The 25,887-nt window shown below is 62.5% G+C and carries 23 protein-coding genes; 9 read left to right on the top strand and 14 right to left on the bottom strand.

What is annotated here, in order from left to right; translation table 11 throughout:
• From AC1Z36_RS01510 to AC1Z36_RS01495, 4 genes are all read left to right on the top strand, one after another.
• A complete protein-coding gene (locus AC1Z36_RS01510; RefSeq protein WP_105657920.1) occupies window positions 1-654 on the top strand; it encodes a Pr6Pr family membrane protein in 654 nt (217 codons plus the stop codon).
• 155 nt (window positions 655-809) lie between these two features.
• Window positions 810-2,099: an adenylosuccinate synthase gene (locus AC1Z36_RS01505; protein WP_483561585.1), complete on the top strand. Its 1,290-nt coding sequence runs from the start codon at window positions 810-812 to the stop codon at window positions 2,097-2,099.
• Window positions 2,100-2,208: 109 nt separating this feature from the next.
• Window positions 2,209-2,367: a hypothetical protein gene (locus tag AC1Z36_RS01500; RefSeq protein WP_402697469.1), complete on the top strand. Its 159-nt coding sequence runs from the start codon at window positions 2,209-2,211 to the stop codon at window positions 2,365-2,367.
• Window positions 2,368-2,382: 15 nt separating this feature from the next.
• Window positions 2,383-2,496, top strand: a complete 114-nt coding sequence (locus tag AC1Z36_RS01495; RefSeq protein WP_286172329.1) for an NUDIX domain-containing protein — start codon at window positions 2,383-2,385, stop codon at window positions 2,494-2,496.
• Here AC1Z36_RS01495 and AC1Z36_RS01490 read toward each other — a convergent pair.
• From AC1Z36_RS01490 to AC1Z36_RS01480, 3 genes are all read right to left on the bottom strand, one after another.
• Window positions 2,477-3,763, bottom strand: coding sequence for a HipA domain-containing protein (locus AC1Z36_RS01490; RefSeq protein ID WP_133834949.1), 1,287 nt, complete (start codon window positions 3,761-3,763; stop codon window positions 2,477-2,479). The two genes, AC1Z36_RS01495 and AC1Z36_RS01490, sit on opposite strands and share 20 nt — an antisense overlap.
• Before the next feature lies 1 nt (window position 3,764).
• Window positions 3,765-4,046, bottom strand: a complete 282-nt coding sequence (locus AC1Z36_RS01485) for a helix-turn-helix domain-containing protein (protein ID WP_133834948.1) — start codon at window positions 4,044-4,046, stop codon at window positions 3,765-3,767.
• 593 nt (window positions 4,047-4,639) lie between these two features.
• Window positions 4,640-6,169 (bottom strand): sodium:solute symporter family protein, encoded by a 1,530-nt coding sequence (locus AC1Z36_RS01480; protein WP_483561584.1) that lies wholly within the window; start codon window positions 6,167-6,169, stop codon window positions 4,640-4,642.
• Between the two features lie 368 nt (window positions 6,170-6,537).
• Between AC1Z36_RS01480 and AC1Z36_RS01475 the strand changes: the two genes are divergently transcribed.
• The 5 genes from AC1Z36_RS01475 to AC1Z36_RS01455 all read left to right on the top strand — a co-directional run bounded on the left by AC1Z36_RS01475 (window position 6,538) and on the right by AC1Z36_RS01455 (window position 12,345).
• Window positions 6,538-8,193: a thiamine pyrophosphate-dependent enzyme gene (locus AC1Z36_RS01475; protein ID WP_483561583.1), complete on the top strand. Its 1,656-nt coding sequence runs from the start codon at window positions 6,538-6,540 to the stop codon at window positions 8,191-8,193.
• Between the two features lie 135 nt (window positions 8,194-8,328).
• Window positions 8,329-9,612, top strand: coding sequence for an AAA family ATPase (locus tag AC1Z36_RS01470; protein ID WP_105657925.1), 1,284 nt, complete (start codon window positions 8,329-8,331; stop codon window positions 9,610-9,612).
• Between the two features lie 23 nt (window positions 9,613-9,635).
• Window positions 9,636-11,264, top strand: a complete 1,629-nt coding sequence (locus AC1Z36_RS01465) for a hypothetical protein (RefSeq protein WP_483561582.1) — start codon at window positions 9,636-9,638, stop codon at window positions 11,262-11,264.
• A 132-nt stretch (window positions 11,265-11,396) separates the two neighbouring features.
• Window positions 11,397-11,771 carry a hypothetical protein gene (locus AC1Z36_RS01460; RefSeq protein WP_105657927.1) on the top strand — a complete coding sequence of 125 codons (375 nt, stop codon included), beginning with the start codon at window positions 11,397-11,399 and terminating at the stop codon, window positions 11,769-11,771.
• A gap of 142 nt (window positions 11,772-11,913) precedes the next feature.
• Window positions 11,914-12,345, top strand: a complete 432-nt coding sequence (locus tag AC1Z36_RS01455) for an SRPBCC family protein (protein ID WP_038991977.1) — start codon at window positions 11,914-11,916, stop codon at window positions 12,343-12,345.
• Between the two features lie 19 nt (window positions 12,346-12,364).
• Here AC1Z36_RS01455 and AC1Z36_RS01450 read toward each other — a convergent pair whose 3' ends face one another.
• The 11 genes from AC1Z36_RS01450 to AC1Z36_RS01400 form a co-directional block, all read right to left on the bottom strand.
• A complete protein-coding gene (locus AC1Z36_RS01450; RefSeq protein ID WP_402741724.1) occupies window positions 12,365-13,126 on the bottom strand; it encodes a polysaccharide deacetylase family protein in 762 nt (253 codons plus the stop codon).
• 103 nt (window positions 13,127-13,229) lie between these two features.
• Complete coding sequence (locus AC1Z36_RS01445) at window positions 13,230-13,637, bottom strand: hypothetical protein (RefSeq protein ID WP_483561581.1); 408 nt, start codon at window positions 13,635-13,637, stop codon at window positions 13,230-13,232.
• Complete coding sequence (locus tag AC1Z36_RS01440; protein ID WP_483561580.1) at window positions 13,638-14,534, bottom strand: MFS transporter; 897 nt, start codon at window positions 14,532-14,534, stop codon at window positions 13,638-13,640. It abuts the gene before it with no gap.
• A gap of 129 nt (window positions 14,535-14,663) precedes the next feature.
• Complete coding sequence (locus AC1Z36_RS01435; protein WP_105657931.1) at window positions 14,664-14,942, bottom strand: HPr family phosphocarrier protein; 279 nt, start codon at window positions 14,940-14,942, stop codon at window positions 14,664-14,666.
• Between the two features lie 52 nt (window positions 14,943-14,994).
• A complete protein-coding gene (gene ptsP, locus AC1Z36_RS01430) occupies window positions 14,995-16,677 on the bottom strand; it encodes a phosphoenolpyruvate--protein phosphotransferase (protein WP_105662633.1) in 1,683 nt (560 codons plus the stop codon).
• Window positions 16,674-18,668: a PTS fructose transporter subunit IIABC gene (locus AC1Z36_RS01425; protein WP_332503405.1), complete on the bottom strand. Its 1,995-nt coding sequence runs from the start codon at window positions 18,666-18,668 to the stop codon at window positions 16,674-16,676. The genes ptsP and AC1Z36_RS01425 overlap by 4 nt, the downstream gene beginning before the upstream one ends.
• Before the next feature lie 2 nt (window positions 18,669-18,670).
• The gene (locus AC1Z36_RS01420; RefSeq protein WP_105662631.1) at window positions 18,671-19,648 is read right to left on the bottom strand and encodes a 1-phosphofructokinase family hexose kinase; all 978 of its coding nucleotides are present in this window, start codon (window positions 19,646-19,648) and stop codon (window positions 18,671-18,673) included.
• Complete coding sequence (locus tag AC1Z36_RS01415; protein ID WP_105662630.1) at window positions 19,645-20,421, bottom strand: DeoR/GlpR family DNA-binding transcription regulator; 777 nt, start codon at window positions 20,419-20,421, stop codon at window positions 19,645-19,647. Before AC1Z36_RS01415 ends, AC1Z36_RS01420 begins: the two co-directional genes overlap by 4 nt.
• A 1,177-nt stretch (window positions 20,422-21,598) precedes the next feature.
• Window positions 21,599-22,585: a peptidase C39 family protein gene (locus AC1Z36_RS01410; RefSeq protein WP_404598716.1), complete on the bottom strand. Its 987-nt coding sequence runs from the start codon at window positions 22,583-22,585 to the stop codon at window positions 21,599-21,601.
• Window positions 22,586-22,750: 165 nt separating this feature from the next.
• Window positions 22,751-24,892 carry an iron ABC transporter permease gene (locus AC1Z36_RS01405; RefSeq protein WP_404598718.1) on the bottom strand — a complete coding sequence of 714 codons (2,142 nt, stop codon included), beginning with the start codon at window positions 24,890-24,892 and terminating at the stop codon, window positions 22,751-22,753.
• A 12-nt stretch (window positions 24,893-24,904) separates the two neighbouring features.
• Entirely contained in the window at window positions 24,905-25,798 is an 894-nt protein-coding gene (locus tag AC1Z36_RS01400; RefSeq protein WP_404598719.1) for an iron-siderophore ABC transporter substrate-binding protein, read from the bottom strand.
• Window positions 25,799-25,887 lie beyond the last annotated feature (89 nt).

The following is a 25,887-nucleotide window of genomic DNA, read 5'->3' as shown; positions in this document are numbered from 1 at the left end:
GTGAAGACCCGTCAAACCGCCTTGCGCTTCCTCAACCTGGCTCGGATACTGTGGGCGCTGGCCACCCTGGGCGCTATCGTGGCGACCTACGCCGACACTGCCTCACGGGGCCCGGTGCAGCCACTGAATTTCTTTGGCTACTTCACCATCCAGTCGAATCTGGTGGTGGTTCTGGTCGGGCTTATCGCAGGACTGATGGGCCTAGCCAAGGGTGCTTCGATGCCCCGCTGGGTTGTGGGCCTGCGTGCCATGGCGAGCGTGTGCATGGTCGTGGTCGGGCTGATCTACCTCACGCTGCTGGCACCCTTAGGGGCCGCAGGCGGGGTTCCGCTTCCTTGGGCGAATTGGGTAATGCATATTCTCGGTCCCCTGCTGGTTCTGGCCGATTGGCTCTTGGCCAGGGACCGTACTTCCCTGTCCTACCGGGCGGTGCCGCTATTGCTGATTTACCCGTTGCTCTGGACCGGGGTAGTGCTGATTCGCGGAGCGTCCGATGGATGGGTTCCTTACCCGTTCCTCGACCCGGATCAGGGATACCCCGTCATTGCCCTGTACGTTGTTTCCATTGCCGTGCTCTTCGCGGGAATAGCTTTTCTGGTTGTCGCTTATGGCCTGCGTGGGCGACATCGTGACGTGCAACTCGAGATTCGCTAATCGTTTCGGTAAACTTTGGTCGTAAGAGCCCCTAACTCTTGCAACGGACCTTCGGGTTTCAGTGAGCAGGACAGGGGCATATTTTTTGTCCGGCACCGTGCCGGGACGGCGCTAAGCACGCCGCAACCGCTGCTTTAAGCAAGGGGGAGGATCCCATGCCAGCAATCGTGATCGTCGGAGCCCAATGGGGCGATGAAGGCAAAGGAAAGGCTACCGACCTGCTCGGTGGCAAGGTCGACTATGTAGTGAAGCCAAACGGCGGCAACAACGCCGGGCACACCGTGGTCGTAGGCGGCGAGAAGTACGAGCTCAAGCTCCTTCCTGCCGGCATCCTTTCCCCGAACGCCACTCCGATTATCGGCAATGGCTGCGTGGTGAACCTTGAAGCCCTCTTCGAAGAAATCGACGGCCTGGAATCGCGCGGCGCCGACACCTCGAAGCTGCGCGTTTCGGCCAACGCCCACCTGGTGGCCCCGTACCACCAGACCATGGACAAGGTCACCGAACGCTTCCTGGGCAAGCGGGCCATCGGCACCACCGGCCGCGGCATCGGCCCCGCCTACATGGACAAGGTCGGACGCCTGGGCATCCGCGTGCAGGACGTCTTCGACGAATCGATCCTGCGCCAGAAGGTCGAAGGCGCACTGCGCCAGAAGAACGAGCTGCTGGTCAAGATCTACAACCGCCGCAGCGTCGAGGTCGAGGAAATCGTCTCGTACTTCCTGTCCTACGCCGAGCGCCTGCGCCCGCTGGTCATCGACTCCACCTACGAGTTGAACAAGGCGCTGGACGAGGACAAGGTCGTGCTGATGGAAGGCGGCCAGGCCACCTTCCTGGACGTGGACCACGGCACCTACCCGTTCGTGACCTCCTCGAACCCGACCGCCGGCGGCGCATCGGTCGGCTCGGGCATCGGCCCGACCCGCATCACCCGTTCGATCGGCATCATCAAGGCCTACACCACCCGCGTGGGTGCCGGTCCGTTCCCGACCGAGCTGTTCGACGACATGGGCCTCTACCTGCAGAAGACCGGTGGCGAGTTCGGCGTGAACACCGGCCGCCCGCGTCGTTGCGGTTGGTACGACGCCGTGCTGGCCCGCCACGCCTCGCGCGTGAACGGCTTCACCGACTACTTCGTGACCAAGCTGGACGTGCTCACCAACATCGAGCAGATCCCGGTGTGCGTGGCCTATGACGTTGACGGCGTGCGCCACGACGAAATGCCGATGACGCAGACCGACTTCCACCACGCGAAGCCGATCTTCGAGTACTTCCCGGGCTGGACCGAGGACATCTCGGGCGCACAGACCATGGAAGATCTTCCGGAGAACGCCCGGAACTACATCCTGGCCCTGGAGAAGATCTCCGGCACCCGGATCTCCGCCATCGGCGTGGGACCGGACCGCGATCAGACCATCGTGCGCCACGATCTGATCCAGGACTAGTTCCTGTAGCCAAGGAGCCGCCGCAGTTCATCAGCTGATGAACTGCGGCGGCTCTTTTTCGTGCACTAGAACCTAAGACATGCTGGTAGTGCGGTTCAGGCACCCCAAGATGAAATTCTCGGACTGGATGGCGGGCATGGCGGTTTCTTCGGACATGCACAACCAGCACGTGGATGGATCACGAAGAAACTCGAATGCCGGAACAGATTACTTGTCAGCGGGCATTGCCGTGCATGAGGCCGGGCAGGTTCTGACAGGCCGCAAATGAGGCACGGCATCTTTCATGTTTCCGGGTGGCAAGCCGGAGCCGGACGGACCTCCTATCGATGCGGCCGTGCGAGAAGTGAGTGAGGAGCTACGGACAACCCCGTGTCTTGTTATGTACCTGGCGGGGTGAGCCGGTCGATCCGTTTTCTGGTGTCAGCGGCAACGTCGAGGATCATGGGGGTGAACCAGCCTTCTGCGCGCGATTGCTCGATGAGCGCCGGGAGCGCATCCAGCATCGCTTCCAGAGTGGCGCGGATCTGCCTGGCGGCAATTTTCGCTGGGATACCCCACGAGGACACTTCGTCCATCAGGTGCCTGCCGTTGACTTCGTCGATGTGCACGCCGGCGCCTACGTGCAGGGACAGCTCGCGGTCGGCGTGCTCCCATGCTGCGGTGGGGACCACATCGTAGGCCGGCGCCAGTCGCACGGTTCCGCGGTCGATGGTCAGCCCGATGTTCCGGGCGTGCATGTCGCAGTTCCCCAAGGCCAAGTTCACGGTCAGGTATTTGAGCAGGAGTTCGCGCTCTCGCGGAGGATTTGAAGCGTTGTCGGTGAGGACCTGGGCGATTAGCTTCAGCGTGGGGGATTTCTCTGCGGGTTTCTGGTACTTCTGCTTCATGCCGAGCGCTTGGCAGAAGTCCTCCTGGTGGATGCGCCGCACAGGTTCGGATTGGGCGTCGCGGTCGTAGCGTTCAACCAGGATTGCTTTGCGGCCTTGGACGGTGATGACTTCGGCGGCGGCGGCGATTTGGCGTTTGGAGCGGCTCAGGCGCACGGAGGCTTCGACCAGCCTCAGGCCGAACAGTTCCAGCTCGGCGATGGACGGCCATTGTTCGGTGCCGTCTTCGTTCAGCCGCGCGGGTTTGAGGATGTGGGTGGTGGGGCTGCCGTCCAGGGGCATGCCGATGCGGGGTCCGTCGCGGACTACGAGCAGCTTGCCTTGGAGTCCTCCCAGGCTCACCCGGATGGAGCTGTCGATGCCGATGCCCAGGGGTGCTGTGGGCAGGTTGGTGATGGCTTTGGCCAGTTCCTCGGCGGTGGTCCAGCGGATATTGTGCGGTTCGTTGTTGGGTTCTTCGCCCAGGGGGAGCACTTGGACGGCGCCGGCGCAGTCCTTACCGTAGGCGCCGAGCATCATGAAGGTGTCCACGTGAGCGATTCTCGCCTTGTCGGCGAGCATTTTGCGGATGTCGTCTTCTGGCAGCAGGCCGTCCAGGAAGTGGACGCATTCGACCCAGGGGTAGGGTTCTTCCCGGATGGGCAGCTTGGTGGACAGCAGTGCGCTGCTGTTTTGAGCTTCGGGGGTGTACTGCAGGGAAATGGTGCCGAAGCCGTGATCGGTGATGGTGGCCGTGTGCACTCCATCGAACCATAGTGCCAGCTGTGGGTCCGCCACGTCAGCTCCTCTTGACTCGGTGGTGGATGCTGCGGGCGTTGTGGGCCATGCTGTTGCGGATGGCGTTGGTCTCGCCGGAGTGGCGCGGGGCGATGAGCAGATCCAGGCCGAGGATGGACATGATTTCGAGCAGGATGTTGGCGTTGCCGAGCTTGCCGTTTTCGATCGCGCTGATGGTGTTGCGGGAGATGCCGAGCTGGTCGGCGACGTCCTCTTGGCTCAGTCCGAGGTCGATGCGCTGTTTGCGCAAGGTGCTTCCTATGGCTTTGGGGTCGTTTCGCATGCGCCCGCCTTTCTCTTAAAGCCCATTTTATCGTGAATTAACCCCGATGACATCATAATGTACTGATTTTTGCGCTTTAGTAGGTCGGTGGCTTTAATGAGCAGAATCTTGTGCATTAGCGCATGGTGAGCATTAATGCCCAGAAATTTGATCTTTAATCACTGTGTGCCACTAAAGACCAAAAAACTGCGCATTACCGCTAAGGTGCTAAAAGGCCAGCACCACCAGCAAGCTGGTCGTGCTGGTGGTGCTGGCAATCATCATGATCGGCCTGGGTCAGCTGCCACACCATCTATTTCGGGTGATGAAAATATGAGCATCAACGACAGATCAGAAATAAAGGGTTTCAAGTCGGCGGGAGCGATAAAGAAGCCGAGATGCCAACGCTGCAATACTGCCGTTTCTAAGTTCCCGTGCGGCAAAGACGCGTCCTGCTGAATTGTGAACTCATAATTTCATGTTCCGCTTGGATTCCTGCGCAGCCTATTCTGGGGCGCTGGATGTCGAACAGAAAACGAGTACTGTGCCCAGCGGTTTTCACCGCTGGGCACAGGGCTCGAATCTTATATGCTCCACTCGGTATTCTTGGCGGACTAGAGCGTAGGCTCTTGTGCCGTGGCATTGACCGGAGCGTCCTGGATCTTGCCCGCAACGCGCAGGTTCCAGTGCTCAATCACCTGTCGGTCCGTCGACTTGGTCAACAGCGAAACAGCAATGAACGCTGCTGCCGAAGCGATCAGACCGTAGTAGATCGGGTTATTGGCGTAGACGCCGTCGAACTTGTTCTCAGCCTGGATCTCCAAGATGATCATCGTGCCCAAAGTAGCTATTGATCCTGCCGCCATGGAGGCTGTGGCCCCAGCGCCATTGCCGCGCTTCCACAGCAGGCCGCCGATGATTGCCACCAGCAATCCGCCCACCAGGATGTCGTAGGCAATGGTCAGTGCTGCGACCACGTCGTCCACCAGGATCGCCAAGGTGACCGTGACGACGCCCAGCGCCATCACCCAGATGCGGTTCGCGCGCACGTCATGCTCGGGGTTCTCATCGGTATTCACTTCCACGCGCTTGCCGAACCAGCTGGCGACAAATGGGGTGACATCGGTGCGGGCCACGGTTGCGGCGGCGATCAGCGCTCCGGAGGCGGTGGACATCATCGCGGCCACGGCTGCGGCCATGACCAATCCGCCCACCGCAACGGGCAGCAGCTGAGTGGCGACCTCGGCATAAACCACGTCCTTGTTCTCCGCCGCGCCCGCGATATTCGGCAGCGCCACCTTCGCGGCCATGCCAATCAGTGCGCCGGCAGCACCGTAGAAGATGCAGTAGATGCCGGCGGTCATCCCGCCCCAGCGGGCGACCTTCGGGGTTTTGGCGGTGAAAACGCGCTGCCAGATATCCTGGCCGATCAGCAAGCCCAAGGTGTAGACCACGAAGTAGGTGATGATCGACTGCAGCCCCATGCCGGTGAAGCTGAAGAATTCGGCCCCCACGCGCTCGCGGATGCCATCCATGCCGCCTGCGGCATTCATGGAGAATGGCAGCATCAGGGCGAAGATGCCGACGGTCTTGATGACGAACTGCACCTGGTCGGCCAGGGTGATGGACCACATGCCGCCGATAGTGGAGTAGATGACTACGATGGCGCCGCCGATGGCGATGGCCAGCCATTTCTCCCAGCCGAAGAGCACCACGAAAATGGTGGCGTAGGCGCTGGTTGAGGTGGCGCAGAGCATCAGCGTGTAGGCCAGCATGACGATGCCGGAGGTATTGGTTGCCGCCGCGCTGCCGTAGCGCAGGGTCAGCATCTGCGAAACGGTGAAGACCTTGAGCTTCTGCAGCGTCGGGGCGAAAGCCAGCGACAGCAGGATCACGCCTGCGCCAATAGCCACCACGAGCCACATGCCGGAGATCCCGTGCTTGTAGCCCAGGCCAACGCCGCCCACGGTCGAGGCTCCGCCGAGCACCACCGCCGCCATGGTTCCGGTGTAGAGGAAGGGGCCCAGGCGCCGGCCGGCCACCAGATAGTCGCTGCTGTTCTTGGTGCGGGATTTGCCCCACCAGCCAAAGGCCAGCATTGCGGCCAGGTAGGCGGCGACAATCGCGCCGTTGATGAATTCCATGGAGAACCTCGATGTCCGGATAAAAGCAGCGCTTACCTTAAGTAAACTTTTGTTGCATCACAGGCTACTAGCGCTGGCGCTGCCGATCAATGGAAATCGCGAACATTGCCCACCGCACTGCTCTGGCCAGCCGCAATGTGACGAAGCAAACCGTTCCATTCAGTGAAACTTTCTAGACATTTTGCACTCAAATATGATTCACATACGGCATCGTGTCACATATGCGTAGCATTCGATCGGCGATGTGTGCAATCGCAGCTTGTTTAGTACTGTTTCACGTTGACGCAGCGTTGCATCATTGGCCAGCAGGGCCGTTTTCTCCGCCGTTGCGTCAGACGATTTCTCGAAACCAGAAAGACGCCTAGAAGATGAGTGAAAATGGTCAGGGCCTGACAAAGAAGTCGGCCGGACACGTCATTGTCGACACGCTTGCCGCGCACGGCGTGGAACGCGCCTACGTGGTGCCGGGTGAAAGCTACCTGGATGTCCTTGATGGGCTGCACAACTCGCCAATCGAAACCGTGGTCTGCCGCCACGAAGGCGGAGCCACCTACATGGCCGAAGCCGAAGGCAAGATGCACCAGCGCCCCGGCATTGCCATGGTGACCCGTGGCCCGGGAGCTGCCAACGCCCACGTCGGCCTGCATACCGCATGGCAGGATTCGACCCCGCTGGTGCTATTCGTGGGGCTGATCCCGTTCGAGCACCGTGAAAAGGAAGCCTTCCAGGAATTCGATCCCAAGGCATGGTTCGGCACCGGCGCCAAGCGCGTGATGATCCTGGACCACGCCGATCGCGCCAGCGAAGTCGTCGCCGAGGCCATGTTCGCTGCCATGTCCGGACGCCCGGGCCCGGTGGTCGTCGGCCTGCCAGAAGACATCATCCGCAACGAAGTTTCCGCCGAAGTCCATCCGGAAATCCCGGTGGCTACCGGCGGCATGACCGTGACCGACTGGAAGGCGCTGAATACTGCCTTGCAGGAAGCGGATAAGCCGCTGTTCATTTTCGGCGGCAACGACTGGTCCCACGAAGGCGCAGCGGACTTCACTCGTTGGCTCGAGGAACACGACCTGCCAGCCGCTGCCGAATGGCGTTGCGAGGGTACCGTGCCTTTCAACTCGCCATCCTATGTTGGCCCGATCGGCTACGGCCGCCCCAAGCCGACCTATGACCTGCTGGAAGAGACTGATCTGCTGATCTTCGTCGGCACGGTTCCAGGCGACGTCATCACCGACGGCTTCAATGTCCGCCAGAACTGGGACAAGAAGAACTTCCTGGTCACCATCGACCCGTCGCTGCGCGGACGTTCCGGCCCGGTATCGCACCAGATTGTCGCCAAGCCCGATGTCTTCGTTCGCGACCTGCTGCTGATGGATTTGCCGGTCAAGGAATCCTGGAAGGAGTGGACTTCCCGGATGCGCGGCGAGCAGGAGAAGTTCGCCGAACTTCCACCAGCGCAGCCTTCCGCGGGCCAGGCGAGGATGGCGACCATGATGGCTAATCTGGTTGGATCCCTGCCCGAAGACGCCCTGGTGACCTTCGGCGCTGGCGAGCACACCAACTGGGCCCACCGCTACTTCCCAACCAACGGCTACGCTTCGATGCTCTCGGCACGCAACGGTTCCATGGGCTACTCGATTCCTTCCGCCGTCGCCGCTTCGCTGAACTACCCGGGGCGCCGCGTGGTGACCATCGCAGGTGACGGCGAGTTCTTGATGAATGGCCAGGAGCTGGCTACCGCTGCCCAGTACGGCGCCACCCCGCTGGTGATCGTCATGGACAACCAGCAGTACGGCACCATCCGCACCCACCAGGAACGCCAGTACCCGGAACGGGTTTCCGGAACCCAGTTGGCCAACCCCGACTTCGCGCTGATGGCGCAGTCCTTCGGCGGGTTCGGCGTCCGCGTCGAGAATGATTCAGATGTCCCGGCTGCCCTGGAAAATGCGCTGAAGGCCATTGACGAAAACAAGAAATTCGCGTTGATCCATTTGGTGGTAGAGCAGGGAGCCAAGGCCTACTAGGCACTGGGTGCGCTCAGCGAACAGTCGGGTCTGCGACGTATAATTCCAGCGGGTATCGTTTCTAGCGATACCCGCTGGATGCTTTAACCAGCAGAGGCAACAGACCGAGACCTTCAACCGTGGAGCGGCCCTAGAATGAACGATGCCCTTATTGCTAGCCTTCTCCGGGCCGTAGAAGCAGCGCCGGACGACCATGCCCTGCGATTGCACCTGGCTGAACAGCTCGATGGTGCCGGTCGATCCGCCGAAGCGCTGTCCCATGTCAGCATCGTGCTGCAGCAGGATCCGGGGAACGCGTCCGCGCTGGGAAGGCTTGGAACGATCAGCGCGTCGATGGCCGCAGCGATGGCCCCGCAGGCGCCCGTCGAACCCGCAGCGGATGCCGCGCCGGCTGGAAACCAGCAGAACGATACGCCACCAGGCTACGACTGGGAAGCGGGTTCCAAGGAACTCGGCAGTTCGCTGCCGGCGCCCTTTATTGAAGGACGGGTCCCACTGCGCTCAGATGCGGGGTCCGATGCCCCGGAAGCTCCCATCGAGAACCCGGCCGGAAAGGGTGTCACCCTGGATGATGTGGGTGGCTTGCAGGCGGTCAAGGACCGCCTGCACGAATCCTTCCTGGCACCGATGCGCAACGCCGCAATTGCCAAGGCCTTTGGCAAATCATTGCGCGGCGGGCTGCTGCTGTATGGGCCACCGGGATGCGGCAAGACTTTCCTGGCTCGCGCGGTGGCCGGTGAGCTGAAAGCCAATTTCATGTCTGTCACCATTACCGATGTGGTTGACTCCTACATCGGTGAAACGGAAAAGCGGCTCAAGGCGATTTTCGACCAGGCCCGCAAGAATGCTCCAACGGTTCTCTTCATCGATGAGATTGATGCCATCGGCATCCGCCGCGGTTCGCTGACTGGATCGGGCGCGTGGATGCGCCAGATGGTCAATCAGCTGCTGATCGAGATGGATTCGCTTGCGGGAAACAACGATGGCCTTTACGTTCTGGGGGCTACCAACCACCCATGGGATCTGGACGAAGCACTGCTGCGTCCAGGCCGGTTGGACCGGACCCTGCTGGTGACTCCGCCGGACGCGCCGGCACGTGAGTCCATCTTGCGGTACCACCTGAAGAACCGCCCGATTGCCGGAATCGACCTGGAATGGATTGCGGCACAGACCGACGGATTCTCGGGCGCGGACCTGGAGCACGTGTGCACCACTGCCGCCGAGAAGGCAATGATGCAATCCATCGAGCGCAACGAGGTTCTCCCCTTGGACATGGGCCATATCAGAACTGCCCTGGCGGAAATCAAGGCGTCGACTTTGCCGTGGCTGGAATCCGCGCGAAATGTGGTGCGCTTCAGCAACCAGCATGGCCGCTACGATGATTTATCCGAGTATCTGGTTTCGCAGAACATGCTCTAGAAAGCACCGGGGGAGTACACCGCATGGAATTCGAGCGACTGCATCACCGGATCACTCACAACCTGGCTATCGGAGGTGAAACCGAAGCGATTGCCTTGCTGAAGGATAACCTCAACGAGCACCATCAGGTCCCTGCCTTCTGGATCCTCTATTCGTCATGCCATTTGAGCCTCAAGCAGTGGGCCGAAGCGGAGTCCGCTGCCAGAGCCGGGCTGAATCTGGATCCTGCCAACCCGGTGGCCGGGGAGTGCCTGGCCATCGCCCTGATGCGCCAGCATCGACGGGAGGAGGCGCTGCTGGCGATCCGGCAGGTAATCGAAACGGAACCGGAATACGGCAACGGGCACTACTGGCTGAGCATGATCACGCTCAGCGATATTCGGAGCAACGATGACAGGGTGCTGGCCCGCCAAGCCATCGAGCACGCGATTCGGCTGGAGCCGGGGAACCCCGATTACTACCAGGGCGCGGCAATTGCTGCCGAAGCCCAAGATGACAACCTGGCGGCTCTCGGATTCCTCCAATCCGGGCTGCAGATCGACCCCAATCACCAGGGGCTGTTGCGGGCAGCCGGAAGTATCGGCAATGGCGAAAAAATCGTCGGGGAACAAGGCGATGTGCTGCGTGGATTGATATCCATGGATCCGATGAACGAAGGCCTGCATCAGGACTACGCGGAAACCTTCGTTGCGAAGCAAACTGCCTACGCTAATCGGTTCTGGCTTTTCACTCCGGTGCTGGCAGTTGCCGCCGCCCTGGGGCAGCGGGCTGGTGGAACCGGGGCACTGCTGGCGATTGCCGCCATTGCCATCGTGGCCGGGCTCTTTGGATGGTGGAACAAGAAGGCGTACAGCAAGGCGGCCAGGTCGTTGCCCGCCGGCTACGCCAAGGACATTGATGCGCGCTTCCCCAAACTGCCCCGAGCTATTCGCTCCTACCGGATTGGTTGGCTCCTGAGCACGAGCGGAGCGGTCCTGGGCTGTTTCCTGCCGGTGGCTGGCATCATCGTGATGCTGCTCGGTGTGCTGGCAAGCCAGCTAGGAGCACTGTGGATCCTGCAAGAAAATGCTGGCCCGCCAAGAAAGGGCTCCGACCGCCACGAGCAACGCCGGTACCTCATCCGGTGCAGCGGCTTGCACGCGGCTGGCTTCTGGAAGCGGGCGTGCCTGGCGCTCATCCAGCTAGTGCTCTTAGGGATTTGCTTGGCCAATGAAAGCAGGATCGCTGCCGTGCCAGCCGGATCGGTGGCCGCCGGACTGCTGGTACCCGGAGTCTCCTTGCTGGCAGCCCAAGTCCGCCTGGGGTTCAAGGAAAATGCCTTCGCCTACGGGCTGGCTGTCAGCTCCTCGGCCAAAAACCGGAACTGGGCCATGCTGCGCGGCAATATCGGCGGCCTGTATTTCATCGGAGTGCATCTGTTCGCCGGACTGCTTGCCGCAGCTGCTTCGCTGGGGCTGCTCATATCGGGAGTGGAGGGTTCGCTGGATTCGCCACCGGAGCCCCGTCATCCAAGCCAGGATAGCGTCCTCGACGAAGACTTGCTGAATCAGCTCAAGGATGTGGAAACTCCGGATTCCCAGCCCCGTGAATACTCGATCCCTTCGCTGCCGGACATGCCCGATATTCCGTCCCTCGGCGTCCCGAACCAGTGAGCAGGAACCTACGCGGAAAAGATCACAACGCCGTGGGCCTTTCTGTCTTGGCACGCGCCCGCTGAAGAAATAAGATGAATTGCTACCGATTCCCGTGAGCACTAGAACCCCAACCACGAGGTGGATAATCTGATGGCACAGATGAGCGAAGAGCTCATTGAGCAGTGGGCTGACGCAACTGCTGAAATCTACAATGAGTCCCTGACTGGCATTAATCTGAGCCGTCTGCCCGAGGCAGTGGCTCAGTACGTCGACCTCTTCGCGCAGAGCGAGAACTTGACGTTCAATGGGGAGGCCACCCCCACCGATTACTTCGATAATCACCCATTCCTCGCGGTGACCGCAGTGCTCAACAGCCCAGAGGCGCTGGAAGCCCTGGATTCCGACGCGCAGGACGCGTTGGATGCGATGGTTGACTTCACCGAGGCCTGGTACAACTTCGACCTCGAGAATGAGCCGGAACTCGGTATCTCCGAGGCGGATGGCGACGACGAAGAAGACTGGTAAGCCTTCTGCCGCCCAGGGGCCGGCACCCAGCAGCGTACGCGCGCTGGGTGCCGGCCTTTGCTGCGGGCGGCCGGAAACCGGATTGCATGCCAACAGCCATGAAGCTATTCCATTTGGCCGCCCAGGGTGGCACTATGCGGATATGAGCCAGTTCAGCGTTTTCGAGAGCACCGTGGTCATTCACCTGCCGGTGCACCGTGTCTGGGAGCTGCTTACCGATTGGGCAGCAACACCCTTGTGGATCCATGGGATCGGCTCCATGCATTCAGACGACCCTGAACTCAAGGTCGGTACCAATCTGGTTTACCGCGTTGCAGGGCATGAACGCGTGTATCGCGTCCATGACCTGATCGAGAACCGCTTGCTGATCCTGCACACCTCGGAGAATCCCGATGGGCTCTCCTACCGCTACGACCTGAAGGACGACGCGGGGCATACCGAGGTAGTGCTGCAGGTGGCAATCATCAACCCGGATCTGACGGTGGAGCAGTGCGAGGAGCTGGCGGCAAATATCCGCGAAAGCGAAGGTGACAAGCTGGACCAGCTGCGGCTGTACGCAGAGCAGGCCCCCTGAGCACCTGCGCGGCGCAAGACTATTTCGTCGCGCCGGGAGCAGGAGCCGAAGCATAGGCCGTCGAATTCTCCAGCTGGCCATTGAATAGCTGGTCCACGGTGACCGGGGTGTAGCCCTCGGCCTTCAGCTTCTCCACGAGATCCGGCAGTGCCTTGACTGAGCTCTCATGGATGTCATGCATCAAGATGATGGAGCCCGGATGGACTTCGTCCATGGCGATGCGCACCGTTTTCTCCGGATCGTGGTGCTTCCAATCCAGGGTGTCAACATCCCACAGCACCAACGGGTAGGGCACCAGCCGGTCATAGACGGCACCGTGATTCCCATAGGGCGGGCGGAAGACGGTGGGCTCGTGGCCGGAGGCCTTTTCTACCGCTTCGCTGGTCCATCCCAGCTCATGCTGGATCTGTTCTCTGGTCAGCGTCGTGAGATCCGCATGGTCCCAGGTATGGCTGCCCAGCTGGTGGCCTTCGGCGGCCATGCGCTTGACCGCGTCGGGGTATTTGGCAATGTTCTTCCCGACCATGAAGAAGGTGGCTGGCGCATCCGCGGCCTTCAGCTCGTCGAGCAGCCGCCCGGTGTACTGGCCAGGTCCGTCATCGAAGGTCAGCGCCACGCATCGAGCCACGGCGCAATCCACCTGCTCGCTTGCCGCGGAGCCCGTGGGTTGCGCATCGGGAGCAGGCGCTGGTGCAGGGGAACAGGAAACCAGGAATGCCGGGCCCAGCGCCAACAGCGCCAACAGGGCCAGGTGCGCCATGTCGGGCAATCGAGAAGTCATCCTTCCACCTTCCCGTCATGCCCGGTCCGTGCCCGGGAACTACACGCGAAAATCTGCTGGGAGTTTGATCAGTGCCGGCCCAGCGCCAGCTGGTCGCAACCGGTCAACTGCGCTCGCCGTCCAGCTCCGCCGGAACGGGGTCCGAGAGCGGATGCGCTATTTCGTCGCGGGCAAATTTCCCGGCCCACCATGCGATGATTCCGAACAGCGGCGAGGCGAGGCCGGCAATGACGAATATCGCCTGCAAGCTGAGCACCTGGGTCAAAGGTCCCGCCGCCGCCATGGACAGCGGCATCAGCGCCAGCGAAACGAAGAAATCCAGGCTGGAGATCCGCCCGAGCAGGTGTCCGGGAACCCGGCGCTGGAGCAAGGTGCCCCAGATGACCATGCCCACGGCGTCGGTGATGCCGAAGGCCAGCAGGATCGCGAAGAGCATCCACGCGGCATCGACGTAGCCCACCAGGGCCAGGGGCAAGGTGCCCAGGCACCAGCAGGCGGTCATCAAGCTCAATTAGCGCCGCGGGAATTTCGCGGACGCGACCAGCAGCGAGCCGATCGCCGAACCGAGGCCGAAGAAGGCCAGTGCGAAGCTGAACAGTTTCGCGTCCCCGTGCAGGTTGCCGCTGACGATGAAGGGCAGCAGCACCTCGAAGGGCCCGATGAAGGTGAACACCGAAATGACCGAGAACAGCAGCGTCCACAGCAGCCAGCGGGTGCGCACCGTATAGCCGATGCCTTCGCGCAGCTGCCGGAACATCCCGGGCTGTCCCTGGCCGTCAACGGGGCCTGGCGCGTTGTACGCCTGGCGGTTGGGGATCCGGCGCAGCATCAGCAGCGCCGCGAGGTGGATTACGCAGATGCCGACGATGGCGTGCGCCGGCGAGAGTCCCGCCACCACGAATCCGGCGGCCATCGGGCCCAGGGCGGTGTGCACCACCGGCCGGGCTGTCCCTTCCAATCCGTTGGCGGCCAGCAGCTGCTCGGCGGGCAGCATCTTGGGCAGCAGTGCGGAGTAGGCGGGGTAGAAGAAGGCCGACCCGGCCCCGCCGCAGAAGCCGGCGAGCATCAGGTGCCACAGCTCCAGGGCACCGGCCATGGCCAGCACCGCGGTGATGCCCATGACTGCCAGCGACAGCGCCTCGACCAGCATCACGATCCGCCGGCAGGAATGGCGGTCCGCCATGATCCCGCCGAGCAGCACGAAGCAGAGCAGCCCGGCGGCACTGGCGGTGGCCACGGCAGAAAGCTGGATGGGCCCGCCGCCCAGCTGGCGCACCTGGTAGACCATTGCCACGGCCCACATGCCGGTGGCGAAGGTGGAGAGGACAAGTGCGCTGGCCAGCAGGGCGTAGTCGCGGTAGGCGAACGGCTTGATGAGGCGCAGTGCAGAGGTTTTGAGCGCGCTCATGGAAGCTCCTGCGGTAGTGCGTAGGAACTATCATCCATCCACTGATTGGGCTTTGTCAATCAGTGGATGGGAATTAAAGAACTCCGGGGACCACGCGATGGCGCGTGGTCCCCGGAGCTCGGCTTCGTGCTACTCGGCGTCGTGGTCGGTTTCCAGGATGGCCGCCAACTGCTCCAGGGCAGCTTCGGCTCCTTCGCCTTCGGCGCGCAGCACTACGGTGGTTCCGTATTCCGCGCCCAGGCCCATCAGCGAGAGGATGCTGGACGCGTCCAGCGCCTCGTCCACGGGCTCGCCCTGAAGGGCGATGGTGACCTCGACCGGCGCCTCGGCCGCGGCCTCGGCGAAGATGGCTGCCGGGCGGGCGTGCAGGCCGACGCGGCTGCCGATGATTGCTGTACGTTCTGCCATGATGGCTCCTTCGGGATCTATTGAACGGTTGATTGCGGTAAATTCGGGGGGCCTAGAGGCCGAATCGGTCCAGCTCGCCCAGCTGCGCGCGCACGGCAGTGCGTGCCGCCTCGGCCGACTCGGCGTCCAAGGCCAGCTGGGACAGGCGCTGCGCAGTGGGCAGGTCTACGGTGCGCAGCACCGCGGCAACCGGTGCCAACGCCCGCTTGTTCATGGACAGGGTGTCCACGCCCAGGCCCACCAGCACCACGGCCAGCGCCGGGTCGGCAGCCGCTTCGCCGCACACCCCGACGGGTTTGCCGCCGGCCGCCTGCGCACCGGCGGCGGTGGCGGCCACCAGGTGCAGCACTGCCGGCTGCCAGGGGTCGTTGAGCTCGGCCAGGGCACCGAGCTGGCGGTCCGCGGCCATGGTGTACTGGGTCAAGTCGTTGGTGCCGATGGAGACGAAATCGCAGCGCTGCAGGATCTGGCCTGCCAGCACCGCCGCCGAAGGGACCTCGATCATGGTCCCGGCGGTGGCCAGGCCAGCGGCCTTGGCCAGCTGCGCGAATTCCTGCGCTTCGGACGCAGTGGAAATCATCGGCGCCATCACCCAGATTTCGGCCTGGTGCTCGCCGGCGGCTTGCGCGATGGCCTGCAGCTGGCGTTCGAGCACGCCCGGGCTGGACAGGTCGGTGCGGTAGCCGCGCACGCCGAGGGCCGGATTCGGCTCGCTGGCATCGGTCAGGAAGGGCAGCGGCTTGTCCGCTCCCGCATCCAAGGTGCGCACCACGACCTTGCGGCCGGGGAAGGCGGCGAAGACCGCACCGTAGGCTGCCACCTGCTCGTCATGGGAGGGCTCCTTGTCCTTGCCCAGGAAGCAGAACTCGGTACGCAGCAGGCCCACGCCCTCGGCGCCCGCCGCGGCGGCCAGCTGCGCGTCGTCGCCGCTGCCGACATTGGACAATAGCGGCACGCGGTGCCCGTCGCGCAGCTGCCCGGTGCCGGAGAACTCCGGCAGCGCCTCGCGGTTGGCGTAGGTGGCGGCCAGGTGCTCTTCGGCCTCGCCGGGACCGGTGATGACCAGCCCGTCGATGCCGTCCACGAAGACATGGTCCCCGTCGGCCAGCGCTGTGGTGCCGGCAGCGGCCACGATGGCCGGAAGGCCCAGCGAGCGCGCGATGATGGCGGTATGCGATTGCGGCCCGCCATCGGAGGTGACCAGCGCCAGGACCTTGGCCGGATCCAGCGTCGCGGTATCGGCCGGAGCCAGGTCCACCGCGGCGAGGATGAAGGGCTGGTCCGAGTCCGGGATGCCCGGGGCGGGTACGCCGCGCAGCTCGGCGACGATGCGCGAGCGCACATCGAGCACATCCCCGGCGCGTTCGGCCATGTAGCCGCCGAGCGCCGACAGCTGCGTGGCGACCGCGTCGGCGGCCTCCCAGATGGCCGATTCGGCGCAGGTGCCCGATGCCACCAGCCTGGTGGCCGACTTGAGCAGCGTGCGGTCGCTGGCCATCAGCGCGGTGGCCTTGAGCACGGCTTGGGCATCGCCGGTGGCCTGCGCCGCGCGTTCCTTGAGCTGCGCGGCGACCGCCTGCGTGGCCTCGGCCAGGCGCAGGGATTCGGCTTCCGCGCTGGAACCTGCTGGCAGGGGCGCGCCGTCGGCGGGCGGGAGGATGGGGTCGGGCATGCGGCGCACGGATCCGATGACCCGTCCGGCGCTGACGCCTACTCCGGTGAATTTCTGGCTCATGCTGCGGCCTTTGCCTCTTCAGCGGCCCGTGCGGGGGCCTTGCGGACATATTTCTTCAGGATGATCACCAGCGCCGCGGAAACCAGCGTGCCGATCACGGTGGCCACCAGGAACATCGGCCAGGTGCTGTCCATCGCGAAGAAGACGAAGATGCCGCCGTGCGGTGCCTGGGAGAGCACATCGAAGCTCATGATCAGCGAGCCGGTGACCCCGGCACCCACCATGGAGGCCGGGATGACGCGCAGCGGGTCGGCCGCGGCGAAGGGGATGGCGCCTTCGGAGATGAACGCGGCACCCAGCAGCCAGGCCGCCTTGCCGTTTTCGCGTTCCGCCCCGGTGAACAGCTTCGGGGACACCGCGGTGGCCAGGGCCATCGCCAGCGGCGGAACCATGCCGGCAGCCATCACGGCTGCCATGATCATCAGCGGGGCCGGGTTCTCGGCCACCGAACCGGCGCCCAAGCCGGCTACCGCGAAGGAATAAGCGACCTTGTTGATCGGCCCGCCCAAATCGATGGCCATCATCAGGCCCAGGACCAGGCCGAGGATCGCCGCCGCGGTGCCGGACATGCCCGCCAGCCAGCCGTTGAGGGCTTCGGTGAGCTGGGCAATCGGCCCGCCAAGGAACAGGAACATCAGGCCCGAAGCGATGATGGAACCGAGCAACGGCACGATGACCACTGGCATCAGGCCGCGCAGCCAGCGTGGCACGGTCCAGGAATTGATCCAGCGGCAGGCCAGGCCGGCGATAACGCCGCCGACGATGCCGCCAATGAACCCGGCTCCCATGAAGCCTGCCACGGCACCCGCGGTGAAGCCCGGGGCGATGCCCGGACGGTCGGCGTAGGCATAGGCGATGTAACCGCCCAGCGCCGGGACCAGGAAGCCCATGGACAGGCCACCGATCTTGAACGCCACCGCGCCGAGGTAGGCCAGCAAGCCAGCTTCCGGCAGATTGAACAGCGTATTTTCGGTCAAGTACTGGTCTGCTGCATCAGTGATGGCGTAGCCGCCGAGCAGGAAGCCCAGAGCGATCAGCAGGCCGCCACCGGCGACGAATGGGATCATGTAGGAGACACCGGTGAGCAGCGCGCGCTTCAGGCCAGCGCCGAAGCCCTCGGAAGCAGAATCCGTGGAGCGCTCGTTTGCCGTTTCGTTGCCGGCTGGTACCTTGCGGGCCGCCGGATCCTTGGCCGCGGCCAAGGCATCCTTGAGCAGCTTTTCGGGTTCATCCACACCGCGCTTGACTGGAACCTGGATCACTGGCTTGCCGGCGAACCGCGATTGGTCGCGCACGTCGACGTCCACCGCAAAGATCACCGCGTCGGCCTGGGTGATCAATGCCGGATCCAACGGCTTGGACCCCGAGGACCCCTGGGTTTCCACAGCGAAGTCAATGCCGAGTTCTTCGGCGGCCTGTGCCAGGGAATCGGCGGCCATGTAGGTGTGGGCGATGCCGGTCGGGCAGGCGGTGACGGCCACGATCTTCGGCCGCGCCGTGGCAGCGGGTGCAGCTGCTGGTGCAGCTGGTGCGGCGGGGGCATCGGAGAGTACTTCGGAGACCAACGCGACGATTTCCTCGTTGCTCCTGGCTGCACGCAGGGCCGCGGTGAAGGGTTTCTTCACCAGTGCGCGGGCCAGCTTGGAGAGCAGCTTCAGGTGCTCCTTGTCGGCGCCTTCCGGGGCGGCAATGAAGAAGACCAGATCTGCCGGGCCGTCCTTGGCACCGAAGTCCACCGGGGTGCCCAGCCGGGCCATGGCCAGGGTGGGAACGGTGACCGCTGCTGATCGGCAATGCGGAATCGCGATGCCGCCGGGCACGCCGGTGGCCGTCTTCGCCTCGCGGGCCAAGGCATGCTCGGCCAATTCGGCAGCGCTGGCGGCTCGCCCGGCCTGCGTGATCTGCTGGGCCAGGTACTGGATGACGTCGGTACTCGTGGAACCTAGATGCGCATCCAGGGTGACGAGCCGGGTTTCGATCAGATCGCTCATGGTCAGGATCCTTGCCTTGGGGTGAGTTCGATGACGCTGACCGCATCGATGCGGAGGTCGGTTGGGGTTGGGATGCCGGAGCCGGGCAGCGAGGCCGCCGCGGTTCCGTAGGCGATGGCCTGGCGCAGCTTGAACGCCGGCAAGTGGCCTGCCGTGTCTGCCAGCAGATAGCCGGCCAGCGAGGAATCGCCGGCACCTACCGTGCTGCGCGGGGTGATCGGCTGCGGCCAGCCGTGCCAGCAGCCCTCGGCAGTGGCCAGTACCGCGCCGTGCGCACCCAGGGTGGTGAGCACCGCGGCCCCGGGGCGGCGCAGCAGCTTGGAGCTGGCGCGAGCGGCCAGCCCGGGGTCCGCTTCGAGCTGGGCTTCGCCCAGGTCCTCGCCCAGCAGCTCGGCAAGCTCTTCGGCGTTGGGCTTGACCAGATCCGGGATGTGGATCTCGTCGTGGGCGAAGAGCTGGCGCAGCGGCTCCCCAGAGGTGTCCACCGCAATCTTCGGGCACTTCGAGCCCAGCTGCTCGCGCAACGACGCGGTAAGCAGAGCGTAGTAGTTCGCCGGCACCCCGGGTGGCAGCGACCCTGCCATGACCAGCCAATCGGCGCCAGCGCAGGAATCGCGCACCAGCTCCGAGAGCTGCTCCAACGTGGCCGCGTCCAGCTCAGGACCGGCCTCGTTGATTTTGGTGGTCGATCCATCCGGCGAGGTCAGCGTCGTGTTGGTGCGCAGCGCAGCATTGATTTCCAGCGCCCGGTAGGGCAACTGGTCGGCGGCCAGGGCGGCGATGAGCGGATCGTTTCCGGCTCCGGGGAGTACAGCGAGGGTCCGCTGCCCGGCGGCGAGGATGGCCCGCGCAACATTCACGCCCTTGCCTGCGGCCTGCAGGTGGCTGCCAGCGGCCCGCTGCACCGCACCGGGCTGCAATGCGGCGACCAATTCGATGGTCTTGTCCAGCGCCGGGTTGACGGTCAGTGTGATAATCATGCGATCACCACCTCGACATCCGCCGCTTCCAGCGCAGCGGCAAGTTCAGTGCCGGGTTGCTGGTCGGTGACCAGGGTGTCGATGTCTTCGAGCCGGGCGAAGCAGACCAGGGTTTCCTGGTCGAATTTGGATCCGTCGGCCAGCAGCACCACGCGGCGGGCACTGGCGACCAGGGCGCGCTTGACGGCAGCTTCCAGCGGGTCCGGGGTGCTCAGGCCGAATCCTGCATGCAGCCCGTTGGTGCCGATGAAGGCGATGTCGGCCCGGTACTGGGAATACTCCTGCACGGTGCGGGCTCCGCTGGAGGCGCCGGTGATGCCGCGGACCCGCCCGCCGATCAGCTCCAAGGCGACATCCGGGCTGTGGACCAGCACCGAGGCAATGGGCAGGGCGTGGGTGATGACCACCAGTCCGGTGCCCGCGGTGCTCTTGAGCATGCGTTCGGCCAGGATTTCCGTGGTGGTTCCCGCGTCGATGATGACCGAGGCATCGGAGACCGGCAGCAGGCTCAGCGCGCGCTGGGCGATGCGGGCCTTGGACTCTGAATGGATGGCGGTGCGCACCACGTAGCTTTCCTCGCGGGTGCTGGCTTCGGTGATGGTGACCGCTCCGCCGTGGACGCGGCGCAGGTAGTTCTCGGATTCCAGCTGGGCCAGATCCCGCCGCACGGTTTCCCGGGTGATATCGAAGCGCTGCGCGAGCTGGGCGACGGTTACTTTCCCGTCAGCTTCCAGCTGCTCAACGATCAGCCGGTGTCGTTCTTCGGCGAACATTCTTGCCTCCGCAATTCCTCATGACCTGCAACACATTGATCTGTGTTTCCATGACTTTATGCCCGATTGTGTGGCATCGTCAAGTGAAAATCCGGGGAATATTTGGCTTTAGTTGGTTTTGAGTGGGTTTGCTAGGGGTTATGCAGAATCAACGGTGGGAGATACGCGCAACCCAAGCAGCGTGCGACTTGATTCTGTCCTCCGGAAATCGCCATCTGTGCGGCCTCAGTTGACTGGAAACCCAGCTAATGAGCAAGACGTCTGTACGGCCAGGAACCAGGGCGGGCAGTTCATGAATTCGACAGGAATCATAGGTTGCTGGGCGAATGAGTTGCGTCAGGACGACGTGCCTGGATCAAGCCATACCACTCTCCGCGCTTGAATGCGTTCGGTCGAGTTGACTGAAATGCGACAGCCCTTTGTGCATTCCTTTTCTCCTCGGATGTTACTCTGCCAAGGTATAACTTCGACCGGAACAGCGTGGGGGCGATCTGAGGTCAGCTCTGATATTTGCACTAGTGGGCGTCTGTTAAAGTCTTTCCGTTGGATTGGCATTTGGCGATGGATTCGTTATTGCGTTCTTGCAGGCTTCCTAGTTGCATTGGGGTCGAATTTACCATGACGGTGAAAACCATGGGGCCCACCGGCAATCTCGGATCGGCGTCACTGCCGTCGAAGCCAGAGGCCCGCAGCTCGAGGTTGTATTCGCGAACTTCGTCGGAGAGTTCGATTGTTATCTAGTTCGAGCGTTCCTCCCAAACCAAGTACATGATCACCGGAGTAGCATCGGGGAAGTATCGCGTCGAGGGCTGTATCGAATTCGGGCCGGCCTACTAGAGCACCGAATAGCTCGTGATGAATCCAGTGGTCATCGCAGCGGAATCGAATGACGAGGAAGCCCTGGACTTGGCGATCGGCGGCCTTAGCCTTGATTGATCCGCGAGGGGATCCGAAGAGACTGGTTATGGAGTCCTTGAAAAGCCTCTCGCGACTAATGGGGCCCGCATGATCCAACGATATTAGTGCGACACATAGTTGGGAGATTCTAGGACTAGTGAGTTCTCAAGGATTCTCGGCTGGGGAGCGGTGCCCGGCGAGACTTCTCGCAACCATGGAGTTGCAAGATGTCTCTGGATGGGTGTCGAATTCTTTTGTCATTGACGAACTTGATTGGTGATTACTGAGCACTCTCAGTCAGAATTAGCGCAGCTCGATAGCCATCTGACTCGAGACAAGACATGGCTTCTAGTTGCTGGAAAGCTATCGGTAGGCAGGTAGCATCCACCCAGCTCTCCCCGCTACTAACATCGACCCAAGAGTCCTCGATGAGAATGACGGGACGTTCCGTGGAACCAGCCGTTCCATGGCAGAGTAGCCAGTGCGGAACATCGTAGCCGAGCATCTGCTGCAATGACACCAGCAACAAGACGCGGGCACCCTGACTTAATACTTTGTGAATCTGTGAGATTTCCATACGCATAGAGGTCACCGGCAACCCGGTAGCTTCTGCACGGCGGCGCGAGTCAGCCTGCAAGATGCCCCGCCAACCACGTTCAACCTCGGGATAATAGTCGACGATTACTGGCTTATCGGTATCCAAAGACACCTGAACTGAGCTTGCTGGCCAGCGCTCAGCGATGGCCAGCCCGAGCCCCACGGGTTCGCAAGCCATGAAATTAGTCGCTTGACGCCACAGTAACAACTCGGCGGTACGCAGGCGATCCATCGTTGCAATGCTCATCGTTTCCCCGTGCGCGGCCAGCGCGGAAACCGCCGCGCAGGTGAAGTTCTCGCTTTGCTGGTAGTGCGAGGTACGCAGATATCGGGCTGGATGTGACCAGTGCACATAGCCGAATTTTGGAATCGATACCGACGCATCTGTGGTGAAGCGTGGAGTAGGCAACGACTGGAAACCCATTTGTTCAGCCAGGTCTGCGAGCCACGGTTCTTCCGACCAGCTTTCCCATTTCACGCAGGCCAGATCTTTTTCCCTGGCGTAGTCCAGCACCGCACGGACGAGCTCTTCATATGCAGCTGTGTCGCGGGCAAGAACCCCAGAGATCTTCACGTATGCAGTCGCCGAACGGGCGGTAAGCAATGCGGCACCGAGTATGGTGGCATCTGATGACTGTATCGTGAGCAGCCGAGCGTTGACCGTTGCCATGAGACTTTCCCACGGACCTGATATGCAACCCAGATGCCGTAGTTGCGCCGGGTGCTGCTCGGGGTCAAAGGCCTGGATTCTCGTTTGCCGGGCAGAGCGTTTCGCCATGATTCCTTACTATTAGGTGGGGTGGAGGCGGCGTCGGTTAGGATCCTCGCTTAACACCTAGCCGCGTGATCGGTACAAAAGCCAAATGAAGTACGGGGAGCCGAGTAACGACACGATCAGACCGGCGGGAATCTGTGCCGGCGCGATTGCGGTACGGCCCAAGGTATCGGCCAGGCAAACTAGCAAGGCTCCGAAAACCATGGACACCGGGATCGCCCGGTGATGGCGGGAACCCACCAACGACCGCGCCAGATGCGGGGCGATGAGTCCGACAAAGCCAACCACACCTACGGCCACGACGCTGAGTGCCGCAAGCAGCGCGGCAATGGACAATGAGACTAATCGGATGCGAACGGTCTTGACGCCCAGCACCCGGGGCAGGTCTTCGTCGATGGCTAGCAGGTCCAGTTTGCGTCCCATGAGCAGTACGACCGGAAGAGCTAATGCCAACACCGTCAGAACAGGTAACACGTCTGCGAACTGACGTCCATAAGTTGAGCCAGACAGCCAGGTGTAGATGCGCGGAGTTTCCCACGAATTAATGCTCAGCAGCAGGTAGGTGGTGACCGCAGAGAGCGTGTAGCCTGCACCGATGCCGATTAGCACAAAACGTTCAGGGGAGAATCCTCGACGCCAGGCTAGGGCGGTGATGGCAGCGAAGGTCGCGAGCCCGGCAATCACCGCAAAAATCACCAGTAGCGAGCGGGAACCGCCAAAGGCGGTGACCACTACAGCCGCGCCCAGCCCTGCCCCCGCAGTAATACCCAGGATTCCGGGCTCGGCCAATGGGTTGCGCACGGCGCCCTGCACCAAACAACCAGCCAGTCCCAAGGCGGCTCCGGCACCCAGCGCCGCGCTGGTCCGTGGTGCACGTTCGGAGAAGGCGCGGGCAATGAGCTTGGGCGCATCATCCTGGAACCACAAGGCGAGATCTCCCAGCTTGAGTAACATGCTCCCGGCCAAAAGGCCTAGAATCACCGCTCCCAACAGCAAACTGAATCCCAGCGTCATGGTGAGAATGAATCGGCGGTTGCTACGCAATTTGCTTGCTACCTGTAACGGGTTGCGAGAGCTGGAAGCTTCGGGCAGTCGCATTGCCAAGATGATGATCAGCACGCCGCCCAGGATCGCGGTGGGAACTCCAGTAGGAATGGAAGCCGCACCTTGCGCACCGAGCGAGGCACGAAGCGAAACATCGGCCAGCAGGATCAGTAGCGCACCAATCAGGCCGGTGGCGGGGAGCAAGAACAGTTGACGGCGCAACACTACCAGGCGGCGCGACAGCAGTCGGGCGAGCACGGGGGCGCCAAGCCCTACAAAAGCAATCGGGCCGGACAGCGAAACGGAAACGCCGGTGAGCAGCACAGCACACAGGACGGCCAGAGTGCGGGTTGAGCGCACCGGGATGCCGAGCACCGCAGCGTTTTCATCACCCAAGGACAGGACATCCAGTCGGCGAGAGAGCAAGAGGCAGATGGCCAGCACCACCAAGATCACTGGCAGACTGCGCAAGAATGCATCGAGATTTAGTTGGGCCAGCGACCCTGAACCCCAGGCATACAGTCCAGTCGTATTTTCCTTGAACAGCAGCAAGATGATTCCGCTGCCTGCTTCCAACGCCATGGCGATGGCTGAGCCAGCGAGGATCAACCGGGTGGTGGCGGTTCCCGCGCTGCGCCCAGAGATAGCCAATACGATCCCGGCGGCGAGCAGCCCGCCAGCGAATGCGAGAGTGCTGGAAGCCAGCGTGGACATGCTTATTCCCAAGGCAGCAGCCACGCTCAACGCGAAGAATGCACCTGAGGTGACAGCCAATGTGTCCGGCGAGGCCAGCGGGTTGCGGGTGACGGATTGGAGCAATGAACCTGCCACCCCCAAAGCCAGACCAACGGCGGCACCCGCACAGAGGCGCGGTAGCCGGGAGCCGGTGAAGATCTCGGCGGCTCCCACCCCTCCGATACGGGTGTCATCTCCGGTGAGTGCGCGTAGCAGTTCACCCAAACCAATACCGGAGGTCCCCTGGGTGAGGTGCCAAGCACCCACCAGCAGTACCGCTGCCGCTAAGGCGGCTAGCAGACCTAGGCCAGTGGCGAGACGGGTACCGGTGACCGGCGCGGGGGAATAACCAAGGCCGGTCATTTGGATGCCGACCCCGCTGTCCACGATGTGTCGCTCTGCTGATTCTTCAGCGGTTTTCATTTCAGTTGTACGCTACTTGGCTTCCGAGGCGGAGGTCAGTGCATCGGTGAAGGCATCTACCGCTTGACTGGTGGATTTCGGCCCGCCGGCACCCCAGATGTTTGGGAACTGGAAGGTCCGGCCTTCCTTGACTGCGGTCAAGTTGTTCCAGATCTCGCTGGATTCCAGCTCGGTGGTCCACCCGGTGCCTGCGTCGTTGGAGTAGAACAGGTTGACGTCGCCAACGCCCGCTAGGCCTTCTATGTCCGTCTGGGCCAGCCCGTATTCTTTGTTCACGCCGCCGGATCCGAAGGACTTGTTGATGTCATCGTTCCAAGCTGGGCTCAGGCCCAGTTCCTTGCCAAGCTCTGTGAACAGAGCCCCGTCAGTGTATGGGCGAATCGTCAGGTTGGAGCCGTCAACCCAACCGTCGAAGAAGAGGAAGTCGGTGGTTTCCAACTTCACCTCGGAGACTTCCTGTTTTTTCTGCGCCAAGTGGGCGTCGAATTCGTTGAGCACTAACGCAGCACGCTCGGTGCGGCCGGTGGCTTCGGCGACCTGTGAGAAGACTTTTTTCATGTTGCCGATGGGATCCGCAGAATCGTTGCCCTTGACCGCCAATACGGGAACGTCGCCCTTATCAAGCTGCGACAGCACGGGGTCTTCTTCACTAAAAGCGTCCACGATGATTAAGTCGGGGTCCAGCGCGTAGATCGAATCCAGATCTGGCTCGCCACGTTCACCCACCGAAGCAACACCCTCAGGCAGCTCCTCTGCAGTGACGTAGGTGCTATATCCATCTGGGGAAGCGACGCCCACCGGAGTGACGCACAAGGTTAGTACATCTTCAATTTCCTGCCATTCGAGCACCACCACGCGCTCGGCTGGTTTATCCAATTCAAGTGTGCGGCCCAGATCATCGGTCATAGATACCGGATCTGTGCTAGTGGCGGTGGTGTCATTCGCGCAACTTGCGGATGCGGCAGCGGGGCTCCGTTCGGCACCAGCGCTGCTAA

The organism is Glutamicibacter sp. BS14, assembly GCF_056934375.1.
This window is presented reverse-complemented; position numbering and strand designations above follow the sequence as displayed.